Source organism: Chryseobacterium sp. LAM-KRS1, assembly GCF_013184525.1.
GTDB lineage: Bacteria > Bacteroidota > Bacteroidia > Flavobacteriales > Weeksellaceae > Chryseobacterium > Chryseobacterium proteolyticum.
The window spans coordinates 521,787-544,541 of record NZ_JAAOIZ010000003.1 but is presented as its reverse complement, the minus strand read 5'-3'; the positions used below and the strand labels follow the sequence as shown (position 1 = coordinate 544,541).

Genomic DNA, 22,755 nt, shown 5'->3' with positions numbered 1-22,755 from the left:
GGAGGCATTTTCTTTATGGTGTCTTGTGCAGAAAATAAACAAAATATGCATATAAGAAAGACAGTGAGAAAATTTTTCATTTTAATAGGCTTACTTCAAATTAGCAAAAAAGACCATCGGGGTCTATTAAGGATTTCAATAGGGGATCTTTTTTTTAAAACTACAGAATGTGAAATTTTGAATCGTGTCAAAAGGAGTTGTATGATCTGATGAAATACACTGTATCTTTTCGAAATGGTTGGCGAACTGCTTTTCCATGGACTCCTCATCGTATTGCTTAATCTCCAGACCACTGCATTTTGTAGGTCCGTTTTTTGAAAAAGTTCCTAACACCATAAATCCTTTTATGCTTTTCCCTGCAATATTCAGATAGCTGGAGATTTGTTCTTCTTCGGTTAAAAAATGAAATGTGGCCCTGTCGTGCCAAAGATCATATTGGAATTCAGGTTCGAATTTAGTAATGTCCGTAACAATAAATTTCACTTTTTCGGATTTCTTTCCTAAACGCTTTTTTGTCTTTTCCAATGCATTCGCAGAAATGTCTAGCACCGTGATATCCTGATATCCTCTGTCAATCAAAATATCTACAAGACGACTTTCACCTCCGCCAATATCTATTATTTTAGCGTCTTTTTTTAAGTCAAATGATGCAATGAAATCCAGTGATATTTCAGGTTTTTCCTGTGTCCAGCTTACCTGATCAGGACTTTTTGTCTCGTATACTATATCCCAGTGATTTTTATTCTTTGACAAATCCATAAGGAGTGTTGTTTTTAGCAGGGCTAAATTACAAAAGACCTGATGAAAGAAAATATTTTAATTGATTTATTTTTATTCAACCAGCTGTTTGTTGATTTCTTCGAATTTTTTAATAAGCTCATGGAGTTTTGACTGTTCTTTCCTTATGGTTTTAGGTCTTATGTAAAACCAGTTAAAGGCAATCCATATAAAAGTTAATGAATACGCAAAAACAGCCATAAATGTTGTCATCCTTGAAGTGTATTCATACATGTAGAGACTGATTCCTGCCAATAACATAGTGAAGTAAAGATTGGTCATGAACGTTTGTACAAAACCCTGTTTGCTTTTCAAAACATACAGGCTATGCAAATAGTCACTGTTGGATTGGTCGGTGTTGGTTTTATAAAAGAATGTAAACAGCCTGTTGTAAGCAAACAGGAAAATTACCATTGCCAGAATAATCAGTACGATTCCGATTTTTGTGCTGAGTAGCTGAGGTTGATAATGATACCATATCAGACCTATAAATATACTGGTTAAAAGTAACATTACATTGGTCAATATAAGTTTTTTCAGATTTTTGCTTTTATAGGACTCCAGTTTAGCAAGCAAATCTTTAAGGTCGGGCTTATTTACTTTTTGTTGTTGCCAGATATTTTTAAAATCTATATTAGTAGGTTCCATGTTCCCTGAATTTTTGAGTTAATTTTTCTTTTATTCTGTGGATTTTTACCCTGACATTGGATTCTGATAATCCCACGATACTGGCTATTTCGGCCTGTTTTAATTCTTCCAGTTCTAAAGAAATAATGATACGGTCTGTTTCCGGCAATTCGGAGATGAATTTATAAAGAAGTTGTATTTCAGATTCCATGGATTCCTGTTTCTTTTCCTCTAAATTACCTGGTAAATCAGCTTTTGTGAATCTTTTCTCCCTTTCAATCTGTCGCAGGCAATTATTGGAGGCGATCCTGAAAATCCAGGTTCCCACAGAAGATTCATTTCTGAATTTAGGAAGTTGCTGCCATACAATGATAAATGTTTCTTGTGCAATGTCCTGTGCCCATTCGGAATTGTTTACATATCCCATACACAGGCGGAATATTTTTTGCCAGTATACTTCGTAGATTTCCTCAAATACCATTATTTTGCAGATAAGAAGTTATTCAACTGGTTGAAATACCATTCCTTATCATCATACATGATGAAGTGTAAACCTTTAGTAGCATATTGTAAATTTGCATTTTTCATATTCTTATATTGATCTTCCATGGCTGGTTTAAAATTAGTAAAATAAGACTCTAATAATATAAGTGAAGGGCAGTGTATATTTTTTATTTTTTCCCGGAGGTCAGTATTCGAGAAGTCACAATACATTTCTGCAAAAGTCTTACGGTCTGATTGCTGACTCCATCCGATCACAGTTTCCTGCATGGAAGTATCCGCCAAAAGCTGGGGGATAGATTTCAGCTGCATCTGACGAAATTGATCATCTGTCATGGCTGTCATTTTATTGATGGTAGCAGAGCAATCATTGTTTTCCTTAGATGTAAAAGAAGGATTCATTAATGCCGATAAGCACGGCAAAGCATCTACAACGATAATCTTACCCACTAATTGTGGATGATCTGCAGCCAGAGCGAGGGCAAGGCCTCCACCCATACTATGCCCGATGATAACAGGCTTGTCAATTCTCTGGTCACTGATGAATTCTGCAATTTTGTTTTCCCAGTTTTTAAAGCTGGCGCCGGGCTGAGGCTTTGCACCTGCGAATCCTGCCATTGTTAAAGTATAGCAAGTAAAATTCTTATCAAACTTTAGGGTCGTTTCATTCCATACATCTCCCGAAGAGGCAAAACCGGGGATTAAAATCAGGGCTTGTTTCCCACTTCCTGATTTTTTAACCTCAAAAGGATAGGATTTTGTTTGTCCGAACACATTAGCACATAGAGCTAAAAATAAAAATATCACGGCAAGGAATGTCAATTTTTTCATTTCATTTAAGATTTAATGGTTAATTTACATTTTAGATACAGGCCTGAAAAAAATGTTACAAAATTTTTAAAATAATTTTAAATCTTATGAATAATTTCCGGAATACCCCTTTAATAAAGGGTATTTTAAATTGAAAGAAATCAGATTAAACCCTTGAATTTGCGGTTGGTCCTCATTTTGTGGAGGTTATCGGTTATTTTTTTTAAAATATTATGCATTACTTATTATAATAGGTACGGTTTTTGCAGACTATAGAAATTAATAAAAATTTTGTGAAGCCTGTTGTTTGTATTCGAAAATTCACTAAATTTAATAAATATTTACAATTGCCCCTTATAATGATAGGGGTGTTGGAGATAAAATCGTAGTTTTTTAATTAAATCCAAAATACCAATGAATAATATACAAGATGAATTTCAAGTTCTGAAGGACGAGCTAAGAAAATTGAATATTGAAGTAAAGAAAGTAGTAAAAGTAGGAAACGGAAGCATGGACTTTCATGAGGTTTTCTACAAATCGCCAAGATATGAAGAGGTGAAAACAATTTATGTACAGCGTCATAATCTGGATGATCTTATTGTGAAATTCAGACAAGCTTATAGCTAAAATAAAAGACGCGCCGCAGATTTCTGCGGCGCGTTTCATTCAGGGTCAGTATATTTTTTAATCCTTATTTAATGCTGATGTTTCTTTAGTATCTTTCATTCTGGCATAAACAATCAGTGAAAAGAAGATACATGCTGTAATATACCAATAGAAATAAGGTTCCATATCGGCCTGCTTAAGCCAAAGGGCAATATATTCCGCCGTACCTCCAAAAATAGCTACTGTTAAAGCATAAGGTAAGCCAACACCAAGTGCCCTTACTTCCGAAGGGAAAAGTTCTGCCTTAACAACTGCATTAATGGAAGTATATCCGCTTACAATAATCAATGCTGCCATAATTAAAAAGAAGGCTCCCCACATTGAGGTCGTCGTGCTTAATGCTGTAAGCAAAGGTACTGTGCAAAGAGTTCCTAAAACTCCAAATCCCAGAAGCAAAGGTCTTCTTCCTATTCTGTCTGATAATCCACCAAAAACAGGTTGAAGACAGGCAAAAATAAATAATGATACGAAAGAGATAAGGGTAGACTGTTCTTTTGTCAGATGAACCGTATTTACTAAAAATTTCTGCATATAAGTGGTATAGGTGTAAAAAGCCAACGTTCCGCCTAATGTTAAACCTACTACGGTGAGAAGGGCTTTAGGATGTTTAAGCAATTCTTTTATAGTTCCTTTTTTCTTCTCGCTCATTTCCTTTTTGTTTTCAAAAGCTTCCGTTTCATGAAGGTTAGCCCTCAGATATAATGCAATAACGGAAAGGGCTGCACCGATGATAAAAGGAATCCTCCAGCCCCAGTCTTCAAGTTGTGCCTCTGTAAGAAGTACCTTTTGTAAAACCAACTGGATCCCCAATGCAATTAACTGCCCTCCGATCAGGGTTACATATTGAAAGCTTGAATAAAAGCCTCTTCTGTCTTCTGTCGCCATTTCACTGAGGTAGGTGGCTGAAACGCCATATTCTCCTCCTACACTCAATCCCTGCAATAGCCTTGCAATTAAAAGAAGGATCGGAGCCAGAATTCCTATAGTTTCATAAGTAGGCGTAAGGGCAATAAGTAAAGATCCGAATGACATTAGTAAAACTGAAAGGGTCATCGCTCTTTTTCTCCCTATTTTATCTGCAATACTTCCGAATAACCATCCGCCGATAGGTCTCATCAGGAAACCAACTGCAAATATTCCGGCAGTATTCATCAGTTGTGCATTAAGATCCGAGTCAGGAAAAAATGAATTGGAAAAATAGATGGCAAAGGCAGCATAAGCATACCAATCGTACCATTCCACTAGATTTCCGATAGAACCACCCACAATGGCTTTAATCCTTTGGGCTGTTGTAATTTGAGTAGTATTCATAGGGGTAATATATTAAATTTTTAAAGTATAATTTGAAGTGATAGTAAAAATTCTCCTTTTCTGTCAAAAATTGTTTTGGAAACGAGATCATAGAGTGGTCTGCTGCTGTATTGTACAACAATTCTGGCATTTTGGCCGTATAAGTAAAAATTTGCTCCCACATCATAATAACTGCCGTTCTGATTTAATGCTTTCATGTCCTTTAAAGCATAATTGAAGAAAGGCTGAACCTTCAGTATTTTACTGAATTTAGGAAGAACGAATCCTACCTGTGAAAACCAGATATTTCCCGTACCCATCAAAATCCTGTTGTTTCCAGCACCTTCCAGTGCTTTTTGCCCTGTAAATTGTGGATCAGGAGTTCCTGGGTTCAGGAGTCCGCTTACTCTTAAATAGTTGGGTCCGTAATTATAATTATAGAATACAGAATACAAGGTCAGTCCCATTTCCTTACTTTTATTTCCCAAAGGCAGCTCTGAGTAGATATCTGCTCCGAAGACATTGGCAGCATGAGACTCGAAAACATTTTCTGAGGGTTGAGATTGTGTTGCATCTTTAGTACTGTAAAAACCCGTTCCGATATTCAAAACTTTTCTGGCAGCCAGATTATTACCCGGTAGAAAAGAAGTTACCGTTGTTTCTTTATTGAAAAACTGATAGAATGCATAACCTGAGTAAGATAGTTTTCCGCTTTGGTTATTATCCACAGCAGGTCCTCCTACAACGGGCTTCAGATTAGTAGCAAAAGGCTTGTTGATACTGAATCTGTAATTTAACCGATCAAATTCTCCATGTACAAAAATACCGAACTGTCTTGAAAACTGATCTGCAATTTCGATGGCCGGAAAATTGAAAACAGGGATGTCACCGGCAAGCATTTTTGTCGTACTTGCATTAGTCAATCTGCTTACGCCATTCCAGGAGTGAAGCCCGGCACCCAGATACAAATTGTTTTTATTGGGTTTTCCGGTCTGAAAATCATTTCGTGGTATAATAGCCAGCTCATTATAGGCATCATGAAAGAAAAAAGGGGCTTTCTTTCCGGCTCCATTATTTCCTGTTCCCGATCCTCCTCCGGAAATAAAAGATTGGTTATTAATTCCCATTTGTAGAAAAACTGAATAAAATGGTGTAATCTGACTCTGAATAGTTAGCCTCATTCTTCGGATTCCTGCATCATATGTTTGCTGCTGGGGAACGCCATTCACGAGTGTTCCCGGATTATTGTCAATACTTCGCAACCAGATCTGACTGGAAATACCGAATTTCAGCCATTTGTCTCCTTTGGGATTCAGGTTGATTTTAAGCTCTCCGATATCTAAAGGATTTTTTTCTGATATAACTTCTTCAGGATTTGTACTGACCTTTGCAGTATCCTGGCTGTATAGTAATTGTAAGGCAGCCAGGCCGAAAATGATGAAAAGTTTTTTCATTGATGCTATTATTTGCACCTAAACAATACATAAATTCTGAAGTTTTTCTGAAGTTTTGATCAGAATTGAAGATTTGTTGTTATGTTTTTGAATTTCAATCTTTTATTTTGTGAAATTGATCTTTAAAGTATGAAAATTGTTTTCAAAATGATAAGTAATTTCAGTGTCATAAATCTCCAAAATCTTCTTCACGAGTGCCAAACCGATCCCAATTGAGTTTTGATCAGGGTTTCCGCGCTTGAATCTTTTGAACAATTCTTCTGTAGGAATAGTTGGAGGATTTCCGGTATTGGAAATCTCAAAATAATCTTCGGTAAGGGTTACTGTGATCTTTCCATTTTCGATATTATGCCTTTTTGCGTTATTGATGAGGTTATTGATCACAATAATAGCCAGGTTCTCATCAAAATTAAGGTAAACCTCTTCCCGGATATTCCTGGTTAATGATAGGTTCTGAATTTCAAAGATATCCTCGAAATACTGAAGTCGTTCACTAAGCAGCTCTGAAAAGTTGATATGATTCGATTCGCTTTTTTCAAAATGCTCCAGCTTAGCTAATAGAATAAGGGATTGATTAATAGAAGAGAGCCTGTCCAGTTCATCGTTCATTGATGAAAGAGTAAGCAGTTGTTTTTCTGAGAGATCGCTATCCATCAGTAACTCGATCTTTCCTTTAATGGAAGCCAGTGGAGTTTGGAGCTCGTGGGAAGTGTTTTCCGAAAGTTCTTCTAATAAATGATAGTCCTTTTTTGAACTCTCGGACATTTTTAGCAAAAACCTGTTTAAGGATTTAAATTCCTCGGTCTCTGTTTTCATAAGGCTCATAGGCCTGTTATTCTTAAGACTGAATTTTTTGATCTCTTCTATAGCATGATAGAAAGGTTCAAGAATCTTCTTTGAAACCAGGACCCCAACAATGATCGTAAGAATAATAAGAAACACCATGATCCAGGCAACCACCATAATAATGCTTATCAGAAAATGGTTTTCAATGATGGTGATGTATCTTACGCTGGTTATGGCATATCTTTTTTTATGAATGACAGGGTAGGTTATAACGGTAATTTTATTGATGTAAGACTGTACACTTTTATTCCAGATGTACTTTTCTTCAATAATTTTTTCTTTGGTATTCTTGTAATCGGACGGTAGGATCTTAACCTGGGTTTGTCTGTGGTGTATGGTAAGATAATCGTATGTGGAATCTTGTGCCAACTTATTGGCCACATAAGCATTAAGATCTTCAAGTTTGAGGATCGCTGAACGCATCGTTGCCCTTTCAAAGGCAAAATACAAAATCGTAAAGCCTGTGGTAAGGACAAAGAAAACCAGGATAGTAAATGCTCTGGCAAAACGAAAGCTTAAATTCATTTATCAATCCATTTATAACCCAACCCATAAACAGTCTGCAGATAATCTTTGCCTCCTCCGTCAATAATCTTTTTTCGCAGATTTTTCAAATGCTGGTATACAAAATCTATATTATCCACACTATAAGTATAATCTCCCCACAGGTGACTTGCTATAGCCTGTTTGGAAAGCATTCTGTTTTGATTATTAATAAAATAGATCAGTAGGTTGAGTTCTTTTTTGGTGAGATTCAGTAGTCGCTCATTCACTTTACATTCTTTTGATTCCAGATCAATAGTAAATTCATTGAAACTTAAGATGCGGTTGGTTTCCGGTGTTTTTCTCCTGAGCACGGCTTTTATTCTGGAATGCAGTTCCGGTAATGAGAAAGGTTTGGTCATATAATCATCGGCTCCTTCATCCAAACCTGTCAGTTTGGTATCCAGGGAGTCTTTGGCGGATACAATGATGATGCTGGATTCCGGAGCATCATTTTTAATATGTTTCAGGATTTCCAATCCATTTCCATCCGGAAGCATCAGATCAAGTAGGATGCAATCATATTCGAAAAGCTCAATTTTTTCTAAAGCTTCTTTTGCATTAGTCGCCACTTCACAAACATAGTCTTCTTTTTTAAGATAATCTGTGATGTTGGAAGCAAGATCTTTATGGTCTTCGATGATAAGGATTTTCATAAAATTATAATCCGAAATACATTATTAGGGCTTAAAGATATAAAAAAAGTGTTCTAATTTCCAGAACACTACCTGATCAATCATTTTTTATGTATCCAGGTTTTAAAAACGATATCCTAGTGATAATCCGATTCTGAAGCCTGCCCAGGGACCATCTACTTTTATCCGGGCTCCATTGGGATTGGTTTCTACGGTATATTTTACAAACGGGATGTCCAGATTTTCGATCTCTTTTTTTAGCTGTTGTTGCATTTCAGGGGTCAGCAGATAATCACTTGTCAGCGTAAAGTCACCTTTTCCACTACCATAATGTGCACCGGCAATCCAGAGATCTAAAACAAGATTTTGGCTTTTGGTAAGAAAGAATTGTACCCCGACCATTAATCCACCACTATTACCATTGGTATTCCCTGATCCTTTCAATGGAATCTGATAAGTAACTCCATTGGTGGGTTTAAAATCATAATAGAAATCAAAAGTATTAGAACTTACTTTTGAATATCTGTAATACGGGGCTACGTAAAAGCCTTTTCCGTATCCTGCTCCTAAATAGAAACGAGGCTCGACAGTAAAATTAGTTGCTTTAATCCTTAAATTCTGAAATCGCTCTTCATCTTTATCTTTTAAAAATGCATTAATGAACGGAACCTTTCCTTCAGGCATTGTTCCAAATCCTACATTCACAGAGAACCACTGATTGAAGGCTCTTTCATATGACAAATTAATGTTCCTGAATGCATATGCTGTGACATTGGTTTTAATGATATTCATTTTTTCTGCAGAAACAGGAGTGACCTCCTGTGAACAGACTTTCGAAAAAAGAAAAGGGAGGATAAACAGGAGATATTTTTTCATGATTCTAAATTTAATAATGGAGTTTATAATAATAGCAGCAAAAAATGGGCAATAGTGTATAGAAATGAATAATTAAATGAAAAATAAACTATTTATATAAAGTTAGTTAGGAATTTATTGATGACTTGAATCCGTATATCATGTAATACATATAAGATTCTGCTTGTCCTATTTTATATTATTCAATTTCTGACATGAAAAAAACATTATGTGCCGCCCTTTTTCTTTGTGGAGTTTTTGTGTTTTCGCAGGAAAACATCAAAAGCGATACTATTGATCAAACAAAGACGGCAGAAATCCAGGAGGTGATTATAAAGTCCCAACGTAAAAAACAGTTTGCAGACAAAGCAGTATATACTTTTGATAAAGCAGCGTTAGAAAAGGCCCGTTACGCAAAGGACCTATTAAAGACATTACCGGAATTACAGTTGGATCCTGTTTCGAATACTTTGAAAAGTACGAAAGGAGGAACTTCTTTATTTCTTATTAATGGAATTGAAGCTACGGATATGCAGATCCGGAGTATAGCACCCAGTGAAGTAGTAAAAGTTGAATACTATGATATTCCACCCGCAAGGTGGGCAACAAGAGCGGATACGGTTATTAATGTGATTACCCGGTCTACAGAGACAGGATATGTTTTTGGAACCGATGTAATGACAGCATTGAATACAGGATTCGTAAATGGATCAGCATATGCCAATTTTACAAAAGGCAAAAATAATTTCGGTTTGGAATATTCCATGAATTTAAGAGATTATGACAACCGGAGAGTACGCAGTATCTATGACTATCAGCTTGATAATTCACATTATCTTTCCGATGAAAATAAGAAAGATCATTTTGGATATACCTCTCAAAATATTGCTTTAAGGTATACCCGTATGGTGCCTGATAATTATTCATTTCAGGCAAAACTGAATATGGATATCCTTCATACTTTCGTAAATGGTAAGGGAGAAAGTACTTTCACAAAAGGTGATGTTACGGAAGGGCATACCATGATGAAAAGGGGAGGGACGGATTACGTAACACCGACACTTGATCTTTACTTTTCAAAAAAACTGAGTAAAAAAGATGAATTAAGTTTGAATGTCGTGGGTTCCCATTTTACCACAGATACTTCAGAATTTACAAAAGAATGGATCACCTCTTCAGGGAATTCAGTTTTTGATAATGATATGAATCTTACAGCTAAACAGACGGGTTTTGTTGGAGAGATTGCCCATACTCATGATTTTGAAGGTGGAAAACTTTCTTCAGGGTATCGTATCTCGAACACCTCTATCTCCAATGATCTCCAAAACCTTGCAGGATTTTCACAGTATAAAGTGAATTATTTAGAGCAATATTTCTATACAGAATTTTCCGGTAAAATTGAAAAGTTTACGTACCGTGTTGGTGCTGGTCTTACCAACATTCATAATAAAAGTGCTGAAACTACTTTTGATGAATGGTCTATTACTCCAAAAGTTATTTTAGGATATCAGCTGAAAGGAAATCAGAGTCTTCGTTTTACAAGCAGCTATAAACCAAAGAGTCCATGGAGTGCTGCATTGAGTAGTAATGTGGTTCAGATGGCACCGAACATTGTGCAAAAAGGAAATCCATTTCTTAAGTCACAGCTGACATGGGGAAATAACCTGATCTATTCACTGAACAATAAGTATTTTGATTTTAATGCTAATTTATTTTATTCAGATACCCGACGTACGATCAACCAGTTTTATGTGATGGACGATACTTTTGGAGGATATGCCCTTACCTACGAAAATGCAAAAAGCTCGAAACAGTATGGACTACAGCTTACGGGGTCCTATAAGCCTTTTGGGAATAATCTTCTTGTGATCAAAGCTATGGTTGCTCCTTCATCTGAAACCGTAAGAACGAGCAAGGGCGCATTGATCAAAAATAATTATATCGCCAATAATCTGGAATTATCTTCGGAGTACAAATCATTCTCACTACAATATCAGGTCAATATTCCTGTGTATTTACTTAGTGGTGCATTTCTCAATACCAATGAGAATGCGAATCATGTTTTCGTTAATTATAAACACAAAGACTGGACATTCTCTACAGGATTGTACTGGATTGGAATGCCTTCGGAATACAAGACAAAAAGCCTTCCTGAAAGCGTGGTCAACTATTCACGAAACAGCCAGATTATGAATAATAAGTCGATGTTTGTTCTGGGCTTCAGCTATGATTTCTCAAAAGGAAAGAAAACGGATATGCAGAAAAAACTTAATAATTCTACAGCTCCTGCGGCTACTTTTTAATCATGCATATTTTTATCATAAGAACAGCTCCGGAGAATCCGGAGCTGTTTTCTGTACGTTAAATATTTTCTGTTTTAATTTTGCGCGATCATTCTGCGATAAGCATGAATGTCTTCAATAGTGACTACACTCATTCCTTTTTTTTCCGCGAAATCTACAATTTCGGGTAGTCTTGCCATAGAGCCGTCTTCATTGGTGAGTTCACAAAGAACCGCATCGTCCCCAAGATTTGCCATCTTTACCAGATCAACACTTCCTTCCGTATGACCTCTTCTTTCAAAGACGCCTCCTTTTTTGGCAACAAGAGGAAAGACGTGTCCCGGGCTTGCAATATGGTCCGCCAAAGCATTTTCTGCTATGGCAGTTCTGATCGTGGTTACCCGATCCTTTGCAGAAACACCGGATTCCACTCCTTCTTTTGCTTCAATGGAAATGGTAAATGCGGTTTGATTTTTACTGTTGTTGGTCTCTACCATTGGTCGCAGATTAAGATGCTTGCTTTTTTCTTCCGAAATGCATAAGCAAACAATGCCGCTGCATTCACGGATCAAAAGTGCCATATCCTGTTCTGTAATGGTAGAGGCAGGGAAGATGATATCGCCTTCGTTTTCGCGATTCTCGTCATCCACAAGAAGGATGCCTTTGCCCTGTTGTAATTTTAAAAGTGCATTTTCTACACGTTCTCTGGAGGAAACTCCGAATTTTTCTAATAATTTTTCCATGTTATTTTACTTTAAAAGTTAAAATACACTTCGGTACATGGAAATGAAATACGCACCAATAAGTCCATAAGGCAAGCTTATTGATCGTTTCATTTTCTTCTCCCATCCAGACTTTAACTGTCGGTTTTGGAATTTCACCAAATCAGTCCTTTAATGAAAAAGGAGTCGCGGACTATAACCGCCGGTAGGGAATTTCACCCTGCCCCGAAGAAAACTTATGCCAAGTTTTACTGTATGTCTTGTTTACTTGTTTTTTTAATTCATTAATTCATTAATTAGTATTTAACGCACAGGCTGCTAATTTCGGGAAGTTTTTTGAAATGGGAAATGATTTTTGAAATTAATTAAGGATATCAGGATGTTTTACCGGTATATTTTATATAGAGAAATGCACGAAATTACAACTCCGGAAAGAAGTATCAATGAACGTACCCAATTCATGTGGCTCCATTCTTTCCACGTTTGCATAGCAATTTTGGGATCGACAGGTTTTTGTCCGAAGAGAATATCATTTCTAGGAAAGAAATACATTACTGTAAATACATCAGCAAGAACAAAAAGGATGAATGCTGAAATTATATACCCCCGGATCTGAGGATATGGATTCCACAAAAAAATGATCACCGCTAATCCGATGAGGTGGTGGAGAGGTCCTGTTATTTTAAAGAAGTCTGCCGGTGTTTTCTGCTGAAAATAATTTTTTGCCGTTTCAAGGGAATCGGGAATGTTGCTACCCCAGTTCGGGGCATCGACAAGGGAATTGTAAAGGTTGACAAATAATATTCCGCTTCCGATCAAGATGTAGAGATATAAAATAAAAAGCTTCATAATAAAGTATGGTATTATGAAATAAAATTATTTCATAGAGGATATTAAAAATTGTATAAATCGGTCCTTTTTGAATGGAAAAGATTTTTTTAGGACAGATCATCCTATAAGGAACGCTACTACTTTTCGATTGTTAATTAAAGAATGCTTACAAACGGTATTTCATAGGGTAGAACTTGTTTCTGTAGCGCGTTCTGTGCTCTAAAATTACAATCCATTCAAGACTTTATTTGAATGGATTGTTAGTGATCTTTTAGTATTAATTTTGATGCTCAGTTTGTTTGTTCCAATATATTTTCCAAGAGTATATTAAATTCCTGAGGCTTTTCAAGCATAGGGTAGTGGCCTACATCACTTATATTTACATAATCGAAATCCTGTAAGTATTGGCGGTTGGCATCAGCATTTGTAGGTGAAGCATCGGAGTTGATTGCTCTTACGGGCACTTTAATCTGCGATGCGGCTTTCCGGAAATCGGTTTTGTATAAGGGAATGAGCAGTTCTATTGCCATCTCTCCCGTATTCTGAAGAAATTCTTTTTGTACTCTTTCCTTTACTGTTTCCGGAGTTTTTTCCACAAAAAGGAATTGGGGAAGAATATTTTCGACCGCATTTTTAAAATCATTCCGGTAATGAACAAATAAAACCTCTTCCACCTGTTCCATTGGGAAAGTTTCGTCCAGGTTTTTTATGGTATCCACCAAAATCACTGACTTTAAATTGGGAATTTTCAGGGCAGCTTCCAGAACATAGGCTCCCGACATGGAGTGGCCAACCAATATAATATCTTTTGAATCGATCTGGCTGGCAACGGCTTTAATATCTTCAGCATATTGCTCACTCGTCCAGTTTTTTCTGAATTTGTCAGATTTTCCATGGCCTGCAAGGTCCATCTGAACAATATGGTATTTATTTTTAAAATATTCCTTCTGGTTTTCCCACCATTCCGCATTTCCCAGCCATCCGTGAACCAGGATTAAGGCTGTATCTCCGGTGCCTGTTTCTATGTAATGAATTTTTTGTCCATCCGATGATGATGCATATTTTTCCATATTATGGGTTTGTGATTTTATAAATTTTATTTGAAGTCAACAACTTTCTGATGATTTCCATTGTAATGTATTGACAGTTTATTAATAGTAATATATTTCCAAATACTATCCGAAACTACCGGTCCAATATAGGCAGATAGTTTCTCCATGGGCCAACGTCATACTTGTATTGTTTTGCCATTACCCTTGATATTTGTGCAATATGGCCAAGATCATGAGCAACCCATGTTGATAACAGCTGTCTTAAAGTTGTATCACCAAATGCCGGGTGAATTCCGGTTTTGTCAAGATCTTCATCAGTTATATTCTTAGATTGTAAAGTGATGAGGTTTTTCTTTCTCAGATCACGGAACTCTGTCAGTAATTGGGATAGTGTTTTGCCTTTGCTCTCTTCAAACTGTGCAAATCTGTCAAACGGAGTAAAAGTTTTCTCCGGTCCGTCAGATAGGGTTATTTCTGCCCGGATAATCCAATCTGTTTTTTCTCCGTGGATCAAGTGGCCGATTATATCAAAAGGGCTCCATGTTTCTTCTCCTTCGTTGGTATAGATCCATTCATCACTTAATCCCTCCAGTAATGAGGTTAAAACATCGGGGGTACGTTCAAGAATTTCTGTTGCTTTATCTAAATTGAATGACATAATAATTTTAAATTTGCTAAGGTTGAAATTATTGCTGATCTTTATAAATATTCCAGTAATTATAATCTGTCATGGGGGCGTCTGTGATCCCGATATTTCTTCCCATGGTTACAATCTGTCCTCTATGGTAAGTTCCGTGGATAACTGCATGCTGGATATACTCATATTTAGAGAAATCACATTGAAACCATTGAGACTCTATTTTTACATTTTTTGCTAAATCCTCTTCGGATAGGTTTTCTACATAATCTACAAGTTTCTGAGAGTTATTTTTGATTGCACTGAAAACTTCATCTTTAGTATTGGTAGCTGAGGTTTTAGCAAAATCAAAGTCATTATTTTCGTTAATGTGGCTCCACCAATATTCCTGAGTTTGCCAGATATGATGCAGGGTCTTCAGGATGGTAGGGAAACTGGAAATCGTTTCCTGATTAAGCTGTTCATCCGATTTGGTAGAAAGCCAGTCAATATATTTGTTCACCACCCAGTTGTTGTACTGAACACTTTTCGTGACTAATGTTTTTAAGCTCATAATTATTGTTTTATTGTTATGGTGTTTTTTTATTGTATAATTAAGCACTAAAAATAAGTAAAATACTGATTGAATTTTTTCAAATTGAAAAACCGGTTAAAAAACCGGTTCATTTTTATGATAGCTAAAAAGTAATGTTACTTAAGCTGTGCAAATTGTACCTGAAATTCATCCGCACTCACCAATCCCATCGCAAAATCATATTGAAGCAATTCGTATTTTTCATTTTTTGTTAACGGACGATTGTGAATCTTGTTCATTATCTGCTCTTCATCAGACAATATTCCTATAATATTGTTTTTTTGCTGAAAGGCTTTAAAATATCTGATGCCCAATTTTCTTTGAGAAACAGCATCAAAGTGGATATTGTCCGGATTACCTGTTAAACCTTCTGCAGATACAAAATAGGCATGCTCGTTATCTTTCGCATACTGAACTAAAGCCTCATTAATTTTACTGTATTCACTAAAGTATTGTCCATACATACCTTCCGTTAAAAAGCTCCCTAATCCTCCAACGATCAATGGAATTTCCGGAGTATTAAGCTCTTCTCTCAAAGTATTTATGATGTAGCTTAATTTTTCGGTATATGACCTGTATTTTTGTCCATGACTGTCACTTTCCCCCTGATGCCAAAGAATGCCACTTAATGTGCTGATTTTTTGTGCCGTTTTAGCTTGAAAAATAGCATTTTGAAATAATGCTCCCTCCACTGACCAGTCATCCAGGCTTGTTCCGCCATCAGCACAAGGAATCAATCCGATATCATCTTCCTGATTATGGAATAACCGCCATGATGAAGCAAATGTTGTAGCCAGGCTGATTCCTGAAGTTGGTCTGTCAAAATTGATAGGTTCTGCCATCATTTGCCACCTCCCATTTCTTAGCATTTTAATTTTTTCATCAAGGATTGGAGGAACATCTTTTAGAAATCCACGTCCGGCCATATTAGACTGACCTATCATTAAAAATGAATGTGTCATTGTAATTATTATTTGATTTAATTATTTTTTTAAAGCTTTACACACTTTATGAAAGGTTGTCCATACCATTTCATCTGTGAGAGCAAAAGGTAATCCGCTGATGCTTTTTCCCTGTTGATGAAAACGTAGTAAATTATACAGAGGAGCAAATGCAATTGACCAGTAAATTTCAAATGGGGTGTCATCAATCTCTCCCCGCTGTATCGTATTTGAAATAAAGTTCAAAAGGTTATTTTTAAATTCACTCATAAACATTCCCGGTTTCTCATTAAACATTTGAGCAAATTGCTGACTGTAATGAGAATTATTGATTTGCTCAAAGAAGGGTAGGAGCAAAGGGTTTTTAATAGCATAGTTGTATCTGTTTGCCCATTGTACGCGCAACCCTTCTTCCAAACTGGATTTAGGATCGAATCCTTCATTGATGAGGGTTTCCATTTTGTTTCCTTCTTCGATAACAAGTTTGATAATAAGGTCATCTTTATCCTTATAATATACGTAAGGTGTACCTACAGAAACATTGCAGGCCTTCGCTAATTTGCTGATGGTAAAACCATCTAATCCATCTTTTACAATGATTTCAATAGCTTTTTGCTTTATTATATTTTCTTTGTTGAGATCTCGATTACGCATATTTAGTTCATTGTGAGTTATTTATAATTAAATGAATATTCATTTAATTATAAATGCAAATGTATATGTTTTTGAAGTAAGTACAAAAGTTACTTGCAACTTTTTTTGTGAGAGATCATTTATATAGGGATAGCAGAATTATAAAACTACATCGTTTTGCTCATTTCAGGATAACTTAACTCATTATTGTAAACGATATCGACAATATCATCAATGAATTTGTCTCTTGGATATCTTTCACCATTTATTATTAACGATATTGATGTTTTTGTTTCTTTGTTGAATATCAGGATTGTATTGGTACCATAAGTGCCACCTGTATTTCCATAAAAATCAAGATTATGAAATTTAAATGTCATCAAACCTCTGCCATATTTTTCTTTTCCAATAATGGGCTGCATTTTTGAGACGGTCTCCTTTGATAGGATTTTATGATCAAATAGCAGATTGATAAATGTATTCAAATCCAAGGTATTAGAAGAAATATCTCCAACCCCTACAATATTTTTAAAATAAAAATCTTTGGTTGTGTTCCATGCATTATTTTCAAAAATATATGATCCTGAAACATCGTTAGGACTTTCAAGTGCAGATTTTGTTTTATTAAGTTTGAATGGGACTGTAATTTCTTCTTTTAAAACATCGCTGTAATTTTTATAAAACTCTTTTTCAATAATCTTTCCTAAAAGATAATATCCTGAATTGGAATAAGCCACATTTTCATTGGGTGAAAATAAAACTCTTTGGTTTATAATTTCTTCAAAAATCTCTTCATTAGTTCTAGGTTCCTTGAGCCAGATTATTTTTTCGTCTTTTTTTACATAATTATTTAAGCCACTGGAATGTTCAAGCAGATTCTGAATAGTAATTTTATCGGCATTTTTGACTAAAGGAAAATATTTGTCAAGCGTAGATGTCAGCGAAATTTTATGTTGTTCAATAAGTTTGAAAATTAATGTTGCTGTAAAAAGTTTTGTTACTGAGCCGACCTGATATTCAGTGTTTGGTCCAAACTTTTTGTCCGGTATTTCTCCGAAAGACCTAAAATATATTTCTTTTCCATTTTTAAAAATGGAAATAGAGCCAATATCAAGGTTATTTGTTTGAATATAATCAATGTATTTATCTATTGATTTAGAATGGATGTTTTGAGAATATATATTTTGAATAAAAAAAAATGTAATTGCGACAATTAGAATTTTGCTTATACGTTTCATAAATGCTTTTAATAAAATTATTTTCTGAGAATTTTGTTCATTGCTTTTCCCTTGGCGAGCTCATCAATCAGCTTGTCGAGATAACGGATTTTCCGCATGAGGTCATCTTCAATGTCTTCCACACGGTATCCGCAAATAACTCCTTTTATCAAAGAAACATTGGGATTAATTTGTGGGGCTTGTTCGAAAAAATCCCTGAAATTGGTTTTATTCTTAATTATTTCCTGAAGATCTTTTTCACTATAGCCCGTCAGCCAAAAAATAATTTCATGTACTTCTTCTTTTGTGCGCCCTTTCTTTTCTGCTTTGGTAATATAGTGAGGATAAACCCCGGCGAACGACATGTTGTAAACCCTTTCGTAATTTGTGTTTTCCATCTTTTTGTTTTATTGATTCATCAATGAGTTTATTTCTTATTGGCTTTTATGCTGTCAAGTTTTTGGGCAATAGCCGAAATATTTCCTCCTCCGCATGAAGAATGGAGGACTTTGCCATCTATGCCAATAAGTACTTTTGCCGGATTGCAAAATACATTATAATTTAATTTCTCAGATTTATTGTACGACTTTGTATTGTCAATTTGTTCAAAAAGAATATTCGAGTGGGCCAGGTAATCTTTAAACTCTTTTTCATTTTCCACAAACCCTTCTACAATACCAATAAAATGAGCTTCTTTATTGTATTTATTGTATAAAGCATTAAATTCTTCCGCCATATCATAGGATTCGCTCTTTTTCAGATAAGATTTATCGTAAATAAAAATAACAAGGTTTTTCCCCTGGTAATCCCGTGAATTAAAAGAAGTCCCACTGATCGTTTTAGCTGAAAAAGGTATGGGCTTTGCACCCACAAACAGATCAATCTGATTCTTCTTCATGGCCTTTGCCTCTTCCTGGAACTCTTTAAAAATCCTTTCTTTTTTTGCTTCCTTGCTTTCACAGGATAGCATTAATAAAATAACCGATACTGCTACAATATTTTTCATAGTACATTTTATGATGGATGATGCTTTGATAAATATACGTGAAAATCAGGTGATCAAAGATTCCGGGATATATTTATCCATGTGATGTTATTATTTCTCATTTTACAACTATATTTTCCGTTCGTATAGCTTTGCTTTTTCAAGCCCGTAATTATTGATCCTAAGAGTCGGTGCATTTGAATCCCAATCCGGAAGGTTTTGCTCGAGCATGTGCGTCAGTTTTATGATTCCGGGTATTTCCTGATCGAATTCATACTGATTTTTGTCGGTTATGATTTCGAGGCCTGCCTGTCTGTCGTCAAATAAAGGGATGCTGAATGAATAGACAGAAACAATTTCATCCCATCGGATAAATTCTGGCAGATTTTTGTGCTTATGGTAAAAACCATCTGCAGTGTATTTAAAATTCCCATCTAATTTCTCTAATCTGTCGGTTTCCTTTTCAATTGATTCATAATCTGTCTTAGTGTCAGAAGAATATATTTTAGCAATGGAAAAACAAAGAACTGTAAAACAGGAAAAAATGATAAAAAATGATATCCCTTCACTGTCAAAAACCGGATAATACATATAAACCCACAGTACAACAAGACAGCACATGATGATTATTGTTTTCATGAAAGCGGAGAATTTAAAGAGGTTGTGTAATTACTTTTTAGACTTTAGCTGGAATACATTTCCTTCAGGATCAGTTCCGTCACATAACCAATAATCATAATTTTCAAAGGTTTTAATTTCTCTCATCAGGATATTTTTCGATACAAATTCATCTCTTGCCTGTTCGATGTCTGTATCAATTTCAAAAACGATCTTTGTATTATTATCGAATTGATAACCGGCATTAATTTTTTCCAGATAGCGGTCTCCGATTTTATGAAATCCGATTTGGACCGATCCTGCATTAAGGAGCAGCCAGCTGGCGTCTTCCTCAATCACAGGGAGATTAAAATTTTCAGTATAAAATTTTTTTATCAATGGAATGTTCTGAACATACAGGATCAAGGTATCAAATTTTACATTCATTGGTCTCTTTTTTTAACAACGATAAATATAACAAAAAACCACTCCTGAAAATAGAATGGTTCTTTATTTTGATATAAAATATCCATGGAAGCCGGATGGTTTATGGCTTCATATTCTCCATAAAAGTTAAGGTATCAAAATACAGGGTTAGAGATTGTAATTTCCCATTTTTCACGGTCCAGTTTTCAGAAACATTACCATTAATTTTAGCACCGTTCGGGAATTGGAAATCATAATTTCCGATGACACTGGCTTTATCATCTTCAATTACCATTTGTTTCACTCTCATGGCTTCAAAACGTTGTGAAAACCGCTTTATAATTTCAATATAAGCCTGCTTTCCAACAATAGGAGTTGTGTTGGTCATGTCACCGCCTGTATATTCGAAATCGTCGGCTAATGTACTTTCCCAATTGGCTTTTGCTGCAAATCCCTTGTAATAAGTTTCAAGAAGTTGTCTTGTGTTTGTTTGATTTTCCATTGTATTAAAATTTGTGATTATCTTTGTTGTTGCATTTTGCAATAACAAAGATATAAAAGTTATTGCATTTTGCAATAACTTGTTTTTATATGGATAAACAGAGATCAGATTGCCCGATTAGTTGTTCCCTTGATATTTTCGGGGATAAGTGGTCACTTTTAATCATCAGGGATGTTATGCTGAGAGGTAAAATGTCGTACAGCGAATTTTTACATTCTGAAGAGCGGATAGCATCAAATATACTGGTTAACAGATTGAGTGTTCTGGAAGCAGAGAAAATCCTTGTTAAGGAAGTATCACCGCTCAACAAATCAAAATTTATCTACAGCCTCACAAAAAAAGGGGCAGATTTGTTACCAATCGTCATTGAACTGATGGATTGGGGAGCAAAATACAATGCCAACTGCCCGCGAAAAGAGCTGGGAAAAAAAATCCAGCAGGACAAAATAGGTGTTATCCGCGAGTTAAGTGATGACCTGAAGTCAAGGATCAAGTAGTGCTGCTTGTCAGTTTATAATTTCTGCATCAGGGTTCTCACGTATTTTTGCAATGTTTTCACGCCATCTTTGAAGTTCATCATCTGTTAGCTTGATCCATTCTTTTACTTCGCCGATAATCTTTAAAGGTTCCTTGCTGCGGTAAGAACGGGTAGGATTACCTGGAAATTTTTTGTCTGTTACATTAGGGTCGTTTTCAAATTCACCGGTTGGCTCCACAATGTATATCCTTTCACTACCATCTCCATTTGCCAATGCGGCGGCAAGTCCTGCTCCGTTTTTTAAAGCGGTAAAATAAATGTGATTCATAATAATTTCCGGATAGTAATTAGATGCGAATCCGGCGGTCAGGAGGTCTCCAGTTTTCAGATCCGCCTTTGTTCCATGATAAAACGGCCCTTTGTCTAAAACTTTATTTTCAGGTTCTTTATTATTCATTTCCATGATACTCATATTTTACTTAAGATTTGATTTTTTCGATTTTAGTATTCATTATTTCCAGGGCACTCCGGAAATATTTTTCCAGGGTTTTTAATTCTTCCGGTGAAAAAGAGGCAAAAAGCTGATCTGTATTATCCTGGAAATCCTGATATTGAGGAATAATAAGTTGGGCTATTCTGGCGTTGTCCGGGACAATGATTATTTTTCGCCTGTCATCCTTATCCGGTTGGCGGCGGACGAGTTTTTTCTTTTCAAACCTGTCGATCAGGCCCGTGACGGCACCTGTTGTCAATCCTGTGATGACAGCCAGTTCTCCGGCAGTCATTGATCCCTTTTGCACAAGAAATCCCAGATACTTATGATCGGTTCCGCTAAGGCCTATTTTTCTACCGATACTTTCGTGCATTTGGATCGAAGTATAGGCAAACTGTTGACTAAGTTTTCTCAGTTGAATTGCTTCTTCACTAATTCCCATTATTCTTATTTACTAAATATCTTAGTTACAAAGATAAATTAATTTAGTAAATAAAAAAACCACTTTGAAAAAATAAAGTGGTTGATATTAAATTTTTTTCAATCTCATTCATGGTATTTCTCTCCATGGGTTTTCGAAGTTTTATGACTTTGGGGTATTTCTATAAAGATTACCCTACCATACAAAGTCAGGAATACTTTGTGTAGCGGTATTTAATTAATGGAATCATATATTATTTATGATTATGGCTTTCTTCTAATAACTTCCTAATATCTTGATCATATTTTTTTTGTGTATCTACTATTGTTCCGTGATTCGTTTCTGCATCATACTTTTTCTGAAAATTGATGCATTCATCGCCAACTAACTTGTTAATCATTTCAAATTTTGAATTGAAATCTTTTGAATTTTTTATTTCCTTATCAATGATACGTTGCAATTTATATGCGAAAATCTGGGCTATGTCAAAATGCTTTTGTTCATGATTCAACAAATCATCAGTATAAAAGGATTCATTTAACCATGATTCTGATTTGTTGAATATTGCATAAGTTCTGATTTTTATTCTCCCTGTCCATATTGAATTTGACACGATTTCATAACCAATATTATAGGCCGTTCCTGCGTGATTAATTGTATCATCGGGTATTTTTCCTTGAAAATCATTTTTATGTAACTTAATATCAGGACTCCATTCTATGACCTGTGAAGAGGTGAAAATACCAATGCATAGTATAAGTATTGTTAATTTATATTTCATGTTAGGATTATTTTGCAGCAATATTCTAATGTTGAGTATGTTCTCTAAGAAAGTTAATTTATGTGTTGCGCAAAGTTGGGAGACTGTATGTAGCAGATTATCATCTCACAATTTTAATGCTTTCTAACTCCCCTTTTTCATTTTTAAAACGGAAAATATAAGTTCCCTTTCGGAACTTT

Annotated in this window: 28 protein-coding genes and 1 riboswitch; of the genes, 3 read left to right on the top strand and 25 right to left on the bottom strand. The window is 35.5% G+C overall.

Going from position 1 to position 22,755, the window contains the following annotated elements:
• Positions 1–135: 135 nt before the first annotated feature.
• The 4 genes from G9C87_RS09930 to G9C87_RS09915 all read right to left on the bottom strand — a co-directional run bounded on the left by G9C87_RS09930 (position 136) and on the right by G9C87_RS09915 (position 2,736).
• Positions 136–759: a class I SAM-dependent methyltransferase gene (locus tag G9C87_RS09930; RefSeq protein WP_172280598.1), complete on the bottom strand. Its 624-nt coding sequence runs from the start codon at positions 757–759 to the stop codon at positions 136–138.
• A gap of 72 nt (positions 760–831) precedes the next feature.
• The gene (locus G9C87_RS09925; protein ID WP_172280596.1) at positions 832–1,425 is read right to left on the bottom strand and encodes a hypothetical protein; all 594 of its coding nucleotides are present in this window, start codon (positions 1,423–1,425) and stop codon (positions 832–834) included.
• Positions 1,412–1,885 carry an RNA polymerase sigma factor gene (locus tag G9C87_RS09920; protein WP_172280594.1) on the bottom strand — a complete coding sequence of 158 codons (474 nt, stop codon included), beginning with the start codon at positions 1,883–1,885 and terminating at the stop codon, positions 1,412–1,414. The genes G9C87_RS09925 and G9C87_RS09920 overlap by 14 nt, the downstream gene beginning before the upstream one ends.
• Positions 1,885–2,736: an alpha/beta fold hydrolase gene (locus tag G9C87_RS09915; protein ID WP_172280592.1), complete on the bottom strand. Its 852-nt coding sequence runs from the start codon at positions 2,734–2,736 to the stop codon at positions 1,885–1,887. Before G9C87_RS09915 ends, G9C87_RS09920 begins: the two co-directional genes overlap by 1 nt.
• Before the next feature lie 393 nt (positions 2,737–3,129).
• Between G9C87_RS09915 and G9C87_RS09910 the strand changes: the two genes are divergently transcribed.
• Positions 3,130–3,342, top strand: a complete 213-nt coding sequence (locus tag G9C87_RS09910) for a hypothetical protein (protein ID WP_089027820.1) — start codon at positions 3,130–3,132, stop codon at positions 3,340–3,342.
• Positions 3,343–3,399: 57 nt separating this feature from the next.
• Here the strand turns inward: G9C87_RS09910 and G9C87_RS09905 are convergent, their stop codons facing one another.
• The 5 genes from G9C87_RS09905 to G9C87_RS09885 form a co-directional block, all read right to left on the bottom strand.
• Complete coding sequence (locus G9C87_RS09905) at positions 3,400–4,692, bottom strand: MFS transporter (protein WP_172280590.1); 1,293 nt, start codon at positions 4,690–4,692, stop codon at positions 3,400–3,402.
• 20 nt (positions 4,693–4,712) lie between these two features.
• Complete coding sequence (locus G9C87_RS09900) at positions 4,713–6,125, bottom strand: porin (protein WP_172280588.1); 1,413 nt, start codon at positions 6,123–6,125, stop codon at positions 4,713–4,715.
• Positions 6,126–6,227: 102 nt separating this feature from the next.
• On the bottom strand, positions 6,228–7,496 hold the full coding sequence (locus G9C87_RS09895) for a sensor histidine kinase (protein WP_172280587.1): 1,269 nt from the start codon (positions 7,494–7,496) through the stop codon (positions 6,228–6,230).
• Positions 7,493–8,170 carry a response regulator transcription factor gene (locus tag G9C87_RS09890; RefSeq protein ID WP_172280585.1) on the bottom strand — a complete coding sequence of 226 codons (678 nt, stop codon included), beginning with the start codon at positions 8,168–8,170 and terminating at the stop codon, positions 7,493–7,495. Before G9C87_RS09890 ends, G9C87_RS09895 begins: the two co-directional genes overlap by 4 nt.
• Before the next feature lie 102 nt (positions 8,171–8,272).
• A complete protein-coding gene (locus G9C87_RS09885; RefSeq protein WP_172280583.1) occupies positions 8,273–9,025 on the bottom strand; it encodes a DUF3575 domain-containing protein in 753 nt (250 codons plus the stop codon).
• Between the two features lie 194 nt (positions 9,026–9,219).
• On the opposite strand from G9C87_RS09885, the gene G9C87_RS09880 reads away from it, so the two are divergent.
• Positions 9,220–11,307 (top strand): outer membrane beta-barrel protein, encoded by a 2,088-nt coding sequence (locus tag G9C87_RS09880; RefSeq protein WP_172280581.1) that lies wholly within the window; start codon positions 9,220–9,222, stop codon positions 11,305–11,307.
• 74 nt (positions 11,308–11,381) lie between these two features.
• Here the strand turns inward: G9C87_RS09880 and ribB are convergent, their stop codons facing one another.
• From ribB to G9C87_RS09815, 13 genes are all read right to left on the bottom strand, one after another.
• Complete coding sequence (ribB, locus tag G9C87_RS09875) at positions 11,382–12,029, bottom strand: 3,4-dihydroxy-2-butanone-4-phosphate synthase (RefSeq protein ID WP_172280579.1); 648 nt, start codon at positions 12,027–12,029, stop codon at positions 11,382–11,384.
• Between the two features lie 90 nt (positions 12,030–12,119).
• Positions 12,120–12,245, bottom strand: a riboswitch (FMN riboswitch).
• 147 nt (positions 12,246–12,392) lie between these two features.
• Positions 12,393–12,857, bottom strand: coding sequence for a DUF1772 domain-containing protein (locus tag G9C87_RS09870; protein ID WP_172280577.1), 465 nt, complete (start codon positions 12,855–12,857; stop codon positions 12,393–12,395).
• Positions 12,858–13,129: 272 nt separating this feature from the next.
• A complete protein-coding gene (locus tag G9C87_RS09865) occupies positions 13,130–13,909 on the bottom strand; it encodes an alpha/beta fold hydrolase (RefSeq protein ID WP_172280575.1) in 780 nt (259 codons plus the stop codon).
• A 115-nt stretch (positions 13,910–14,024) separates the two neighbouring features.
• Positions 14,025–14,549: a DinB family protein gene (locus G9C87_RS09860; protein ID WP_172280573.1), complete on the bottom strand. Its 525-nt coding sequence runs from the start codon at positions 14,547–14,549 to the stop codon at positions 14,025–14,027.
• Positions 14,550–14,577: 28 nt separating this feature from the next.
• Positions 14,578–15,081, bottom strand: coding sequence for a DinB family protein (locus G9C87_RS09855; RefSeq protein ID WP_172280571.1), 504 nt, complete (start codon positions 15,079–15,081; stop codon positions 14,578–14,580).
• Between the two features lie 137 nt (positions 15,082–15,218).
• Positions 15,219–16,064, bottom strand: coding sequence for a sialate O-acetylesterase (locus tag G9C87_RS09850; RefSeq protein ID WP_172280569.1), 846 nt, complete (start codon positions 16,062–16,064; stop codon positions 15,219–15,221).
• Positions 16,065–16,085: 21 nt separating this feature from the next.
• Positions 16,086–16,697: a TetR/AcrR family transcriptional regulator gene (locus G9C87_RS09845; RefSeq protein ID WP_172280567.1), complete on the bottom strand. Its 612-nt coding sequence runs from the start codon at positions 16,695–16,697 to the stop codon at positions 16,086–16,088.
• A 146-nt stretch (positions 16,698–16,843) separates the two neighbouring features.
• A complete protein-coding gene (locus tag G9C87_RS09840) occupies positions 16,844–17,914 on the bottom strand; it encodes a serine hydrolase domain-containing protein (protein ID WP_172280565.1) in 1,071 nt (356 codons plus the stop codon).
• Between the two features lie 17 nt (positions 17,915–17,931).
• Positions 17,932–18,291: a DUF2200 domain-containing protein gene (locus tag G9C87_RS09835; RefSeq protein ID WP_172280563.1), complete on the bottom strand. Its 360-nt coding sequence runs from the start codon at positions 18,289–18,291 to the stop codon at positions 17,932–17,934.
• A 29-nt stretch (positions 18,292–18,320) separates the two neighbouring features.
• Positions 18,321–18,899, bottom strand: a complete 579-nt coding sequence (locus G9C87_RS09830) for a peroxiredoxin family protein (RefSeq protein WP_172280561.1) — start codon at positions 18,897–18,899, stop codon at positions 18,321–18,323.
• Positions 18,900–19,007: 108 nt separating this feature from the next.
• Entirely contained in the window at positions 19,008–19,517 is a 510-nt protein-coding gene (locus G9C87_RS09825; RefSeq protein ID WP_172280559.1) for a hypothetical protein, read from the bottom strand.
• A gap of 30 nt (positions 19,518–19,547) precedes the next feature.
• A complete protein-coding gene (locus G9C87_RS09820) occupies positions 19,548–19,922 on the bottom strand; it encodes a VOC family protein (protein ID WP_172280557.1) in 375 nt (124 codons plus the stop codon).
• A 100-nt stretch (positions 19,923–20,022) separates the two neighbouring features.
• Complete coding sequence (locus G9C87_RS09815) at positions 20,023–20,403, bottom strand: nuclear transport factor 2 family protein (RefSeq protein WP_172280555.1); 381 nt, start codon at positions 20,401–20,403, stop codon at positions 20,023–20,025.
• 89 nt (positions 20,404–20,492) lie between these two features.
• Between G9C87_RS09815 and G9C87_RS09810 the strand changes: the two genes are divergently transcribed.
• The gene (locus tag G9C87_RS09810) at positions 20,493–20,900 is read left to right on the top strand and encodes a winged helix-turn-helix transcriptional regulator (protein ID WP_172280553.1); all 408 of its coding nucleotides are present in this window, start codon (positions 20,493–20,495) and stop codon (positions 20,898–20,900) included.
• A gap of 9 nt (positions 20,901–20,909) precedes the next feature.
• Here G9C87_RS09810 and arr read toward each other — a convergent pair whose 3' ends face one another.
• From arr to G9C87_RS09795, 3 genes are all read right to left on the bottom strand, one after another.
• Entirely contained in the window at positions 20,910–21,344 is a 435-nt protein-coding gene (gene arr / locus G9C87_RS09805; protein WP_228456995.1) for an NAD(+)--rifampin ADP-ribosyltransferase, read from the bottom strand.
• A 16-nt stretch (positions 21,345–21,360) separates the two neighbouring features.
• Positions 21,361–21,816, bottom strand: a complete 456-nt coding sequence (locus tag G9C87_RS09800; RefSeq protein WP_172280551.1) for a MarR family winged helix-turn-helix transcriptional regulator — start codon at positions 21,814–21,816, stop codon at positions 21,361–21,363.
• Positions 21,817–22,048: 232 nt separating this feature from the next.
• Positions 22,049–22,576 (bottom strand): hypothetical protein, encoded by a 528-nt coding sequence (locus G9C87_RS09795; RefSeq protein ID WP_172280549.1) that lies wholly within the window; start codon positions 22,574–22,576, stop codon positions 22,049–22,051.
• Positions 22,577–22,755: the final 179 nt, after the last annotated feature.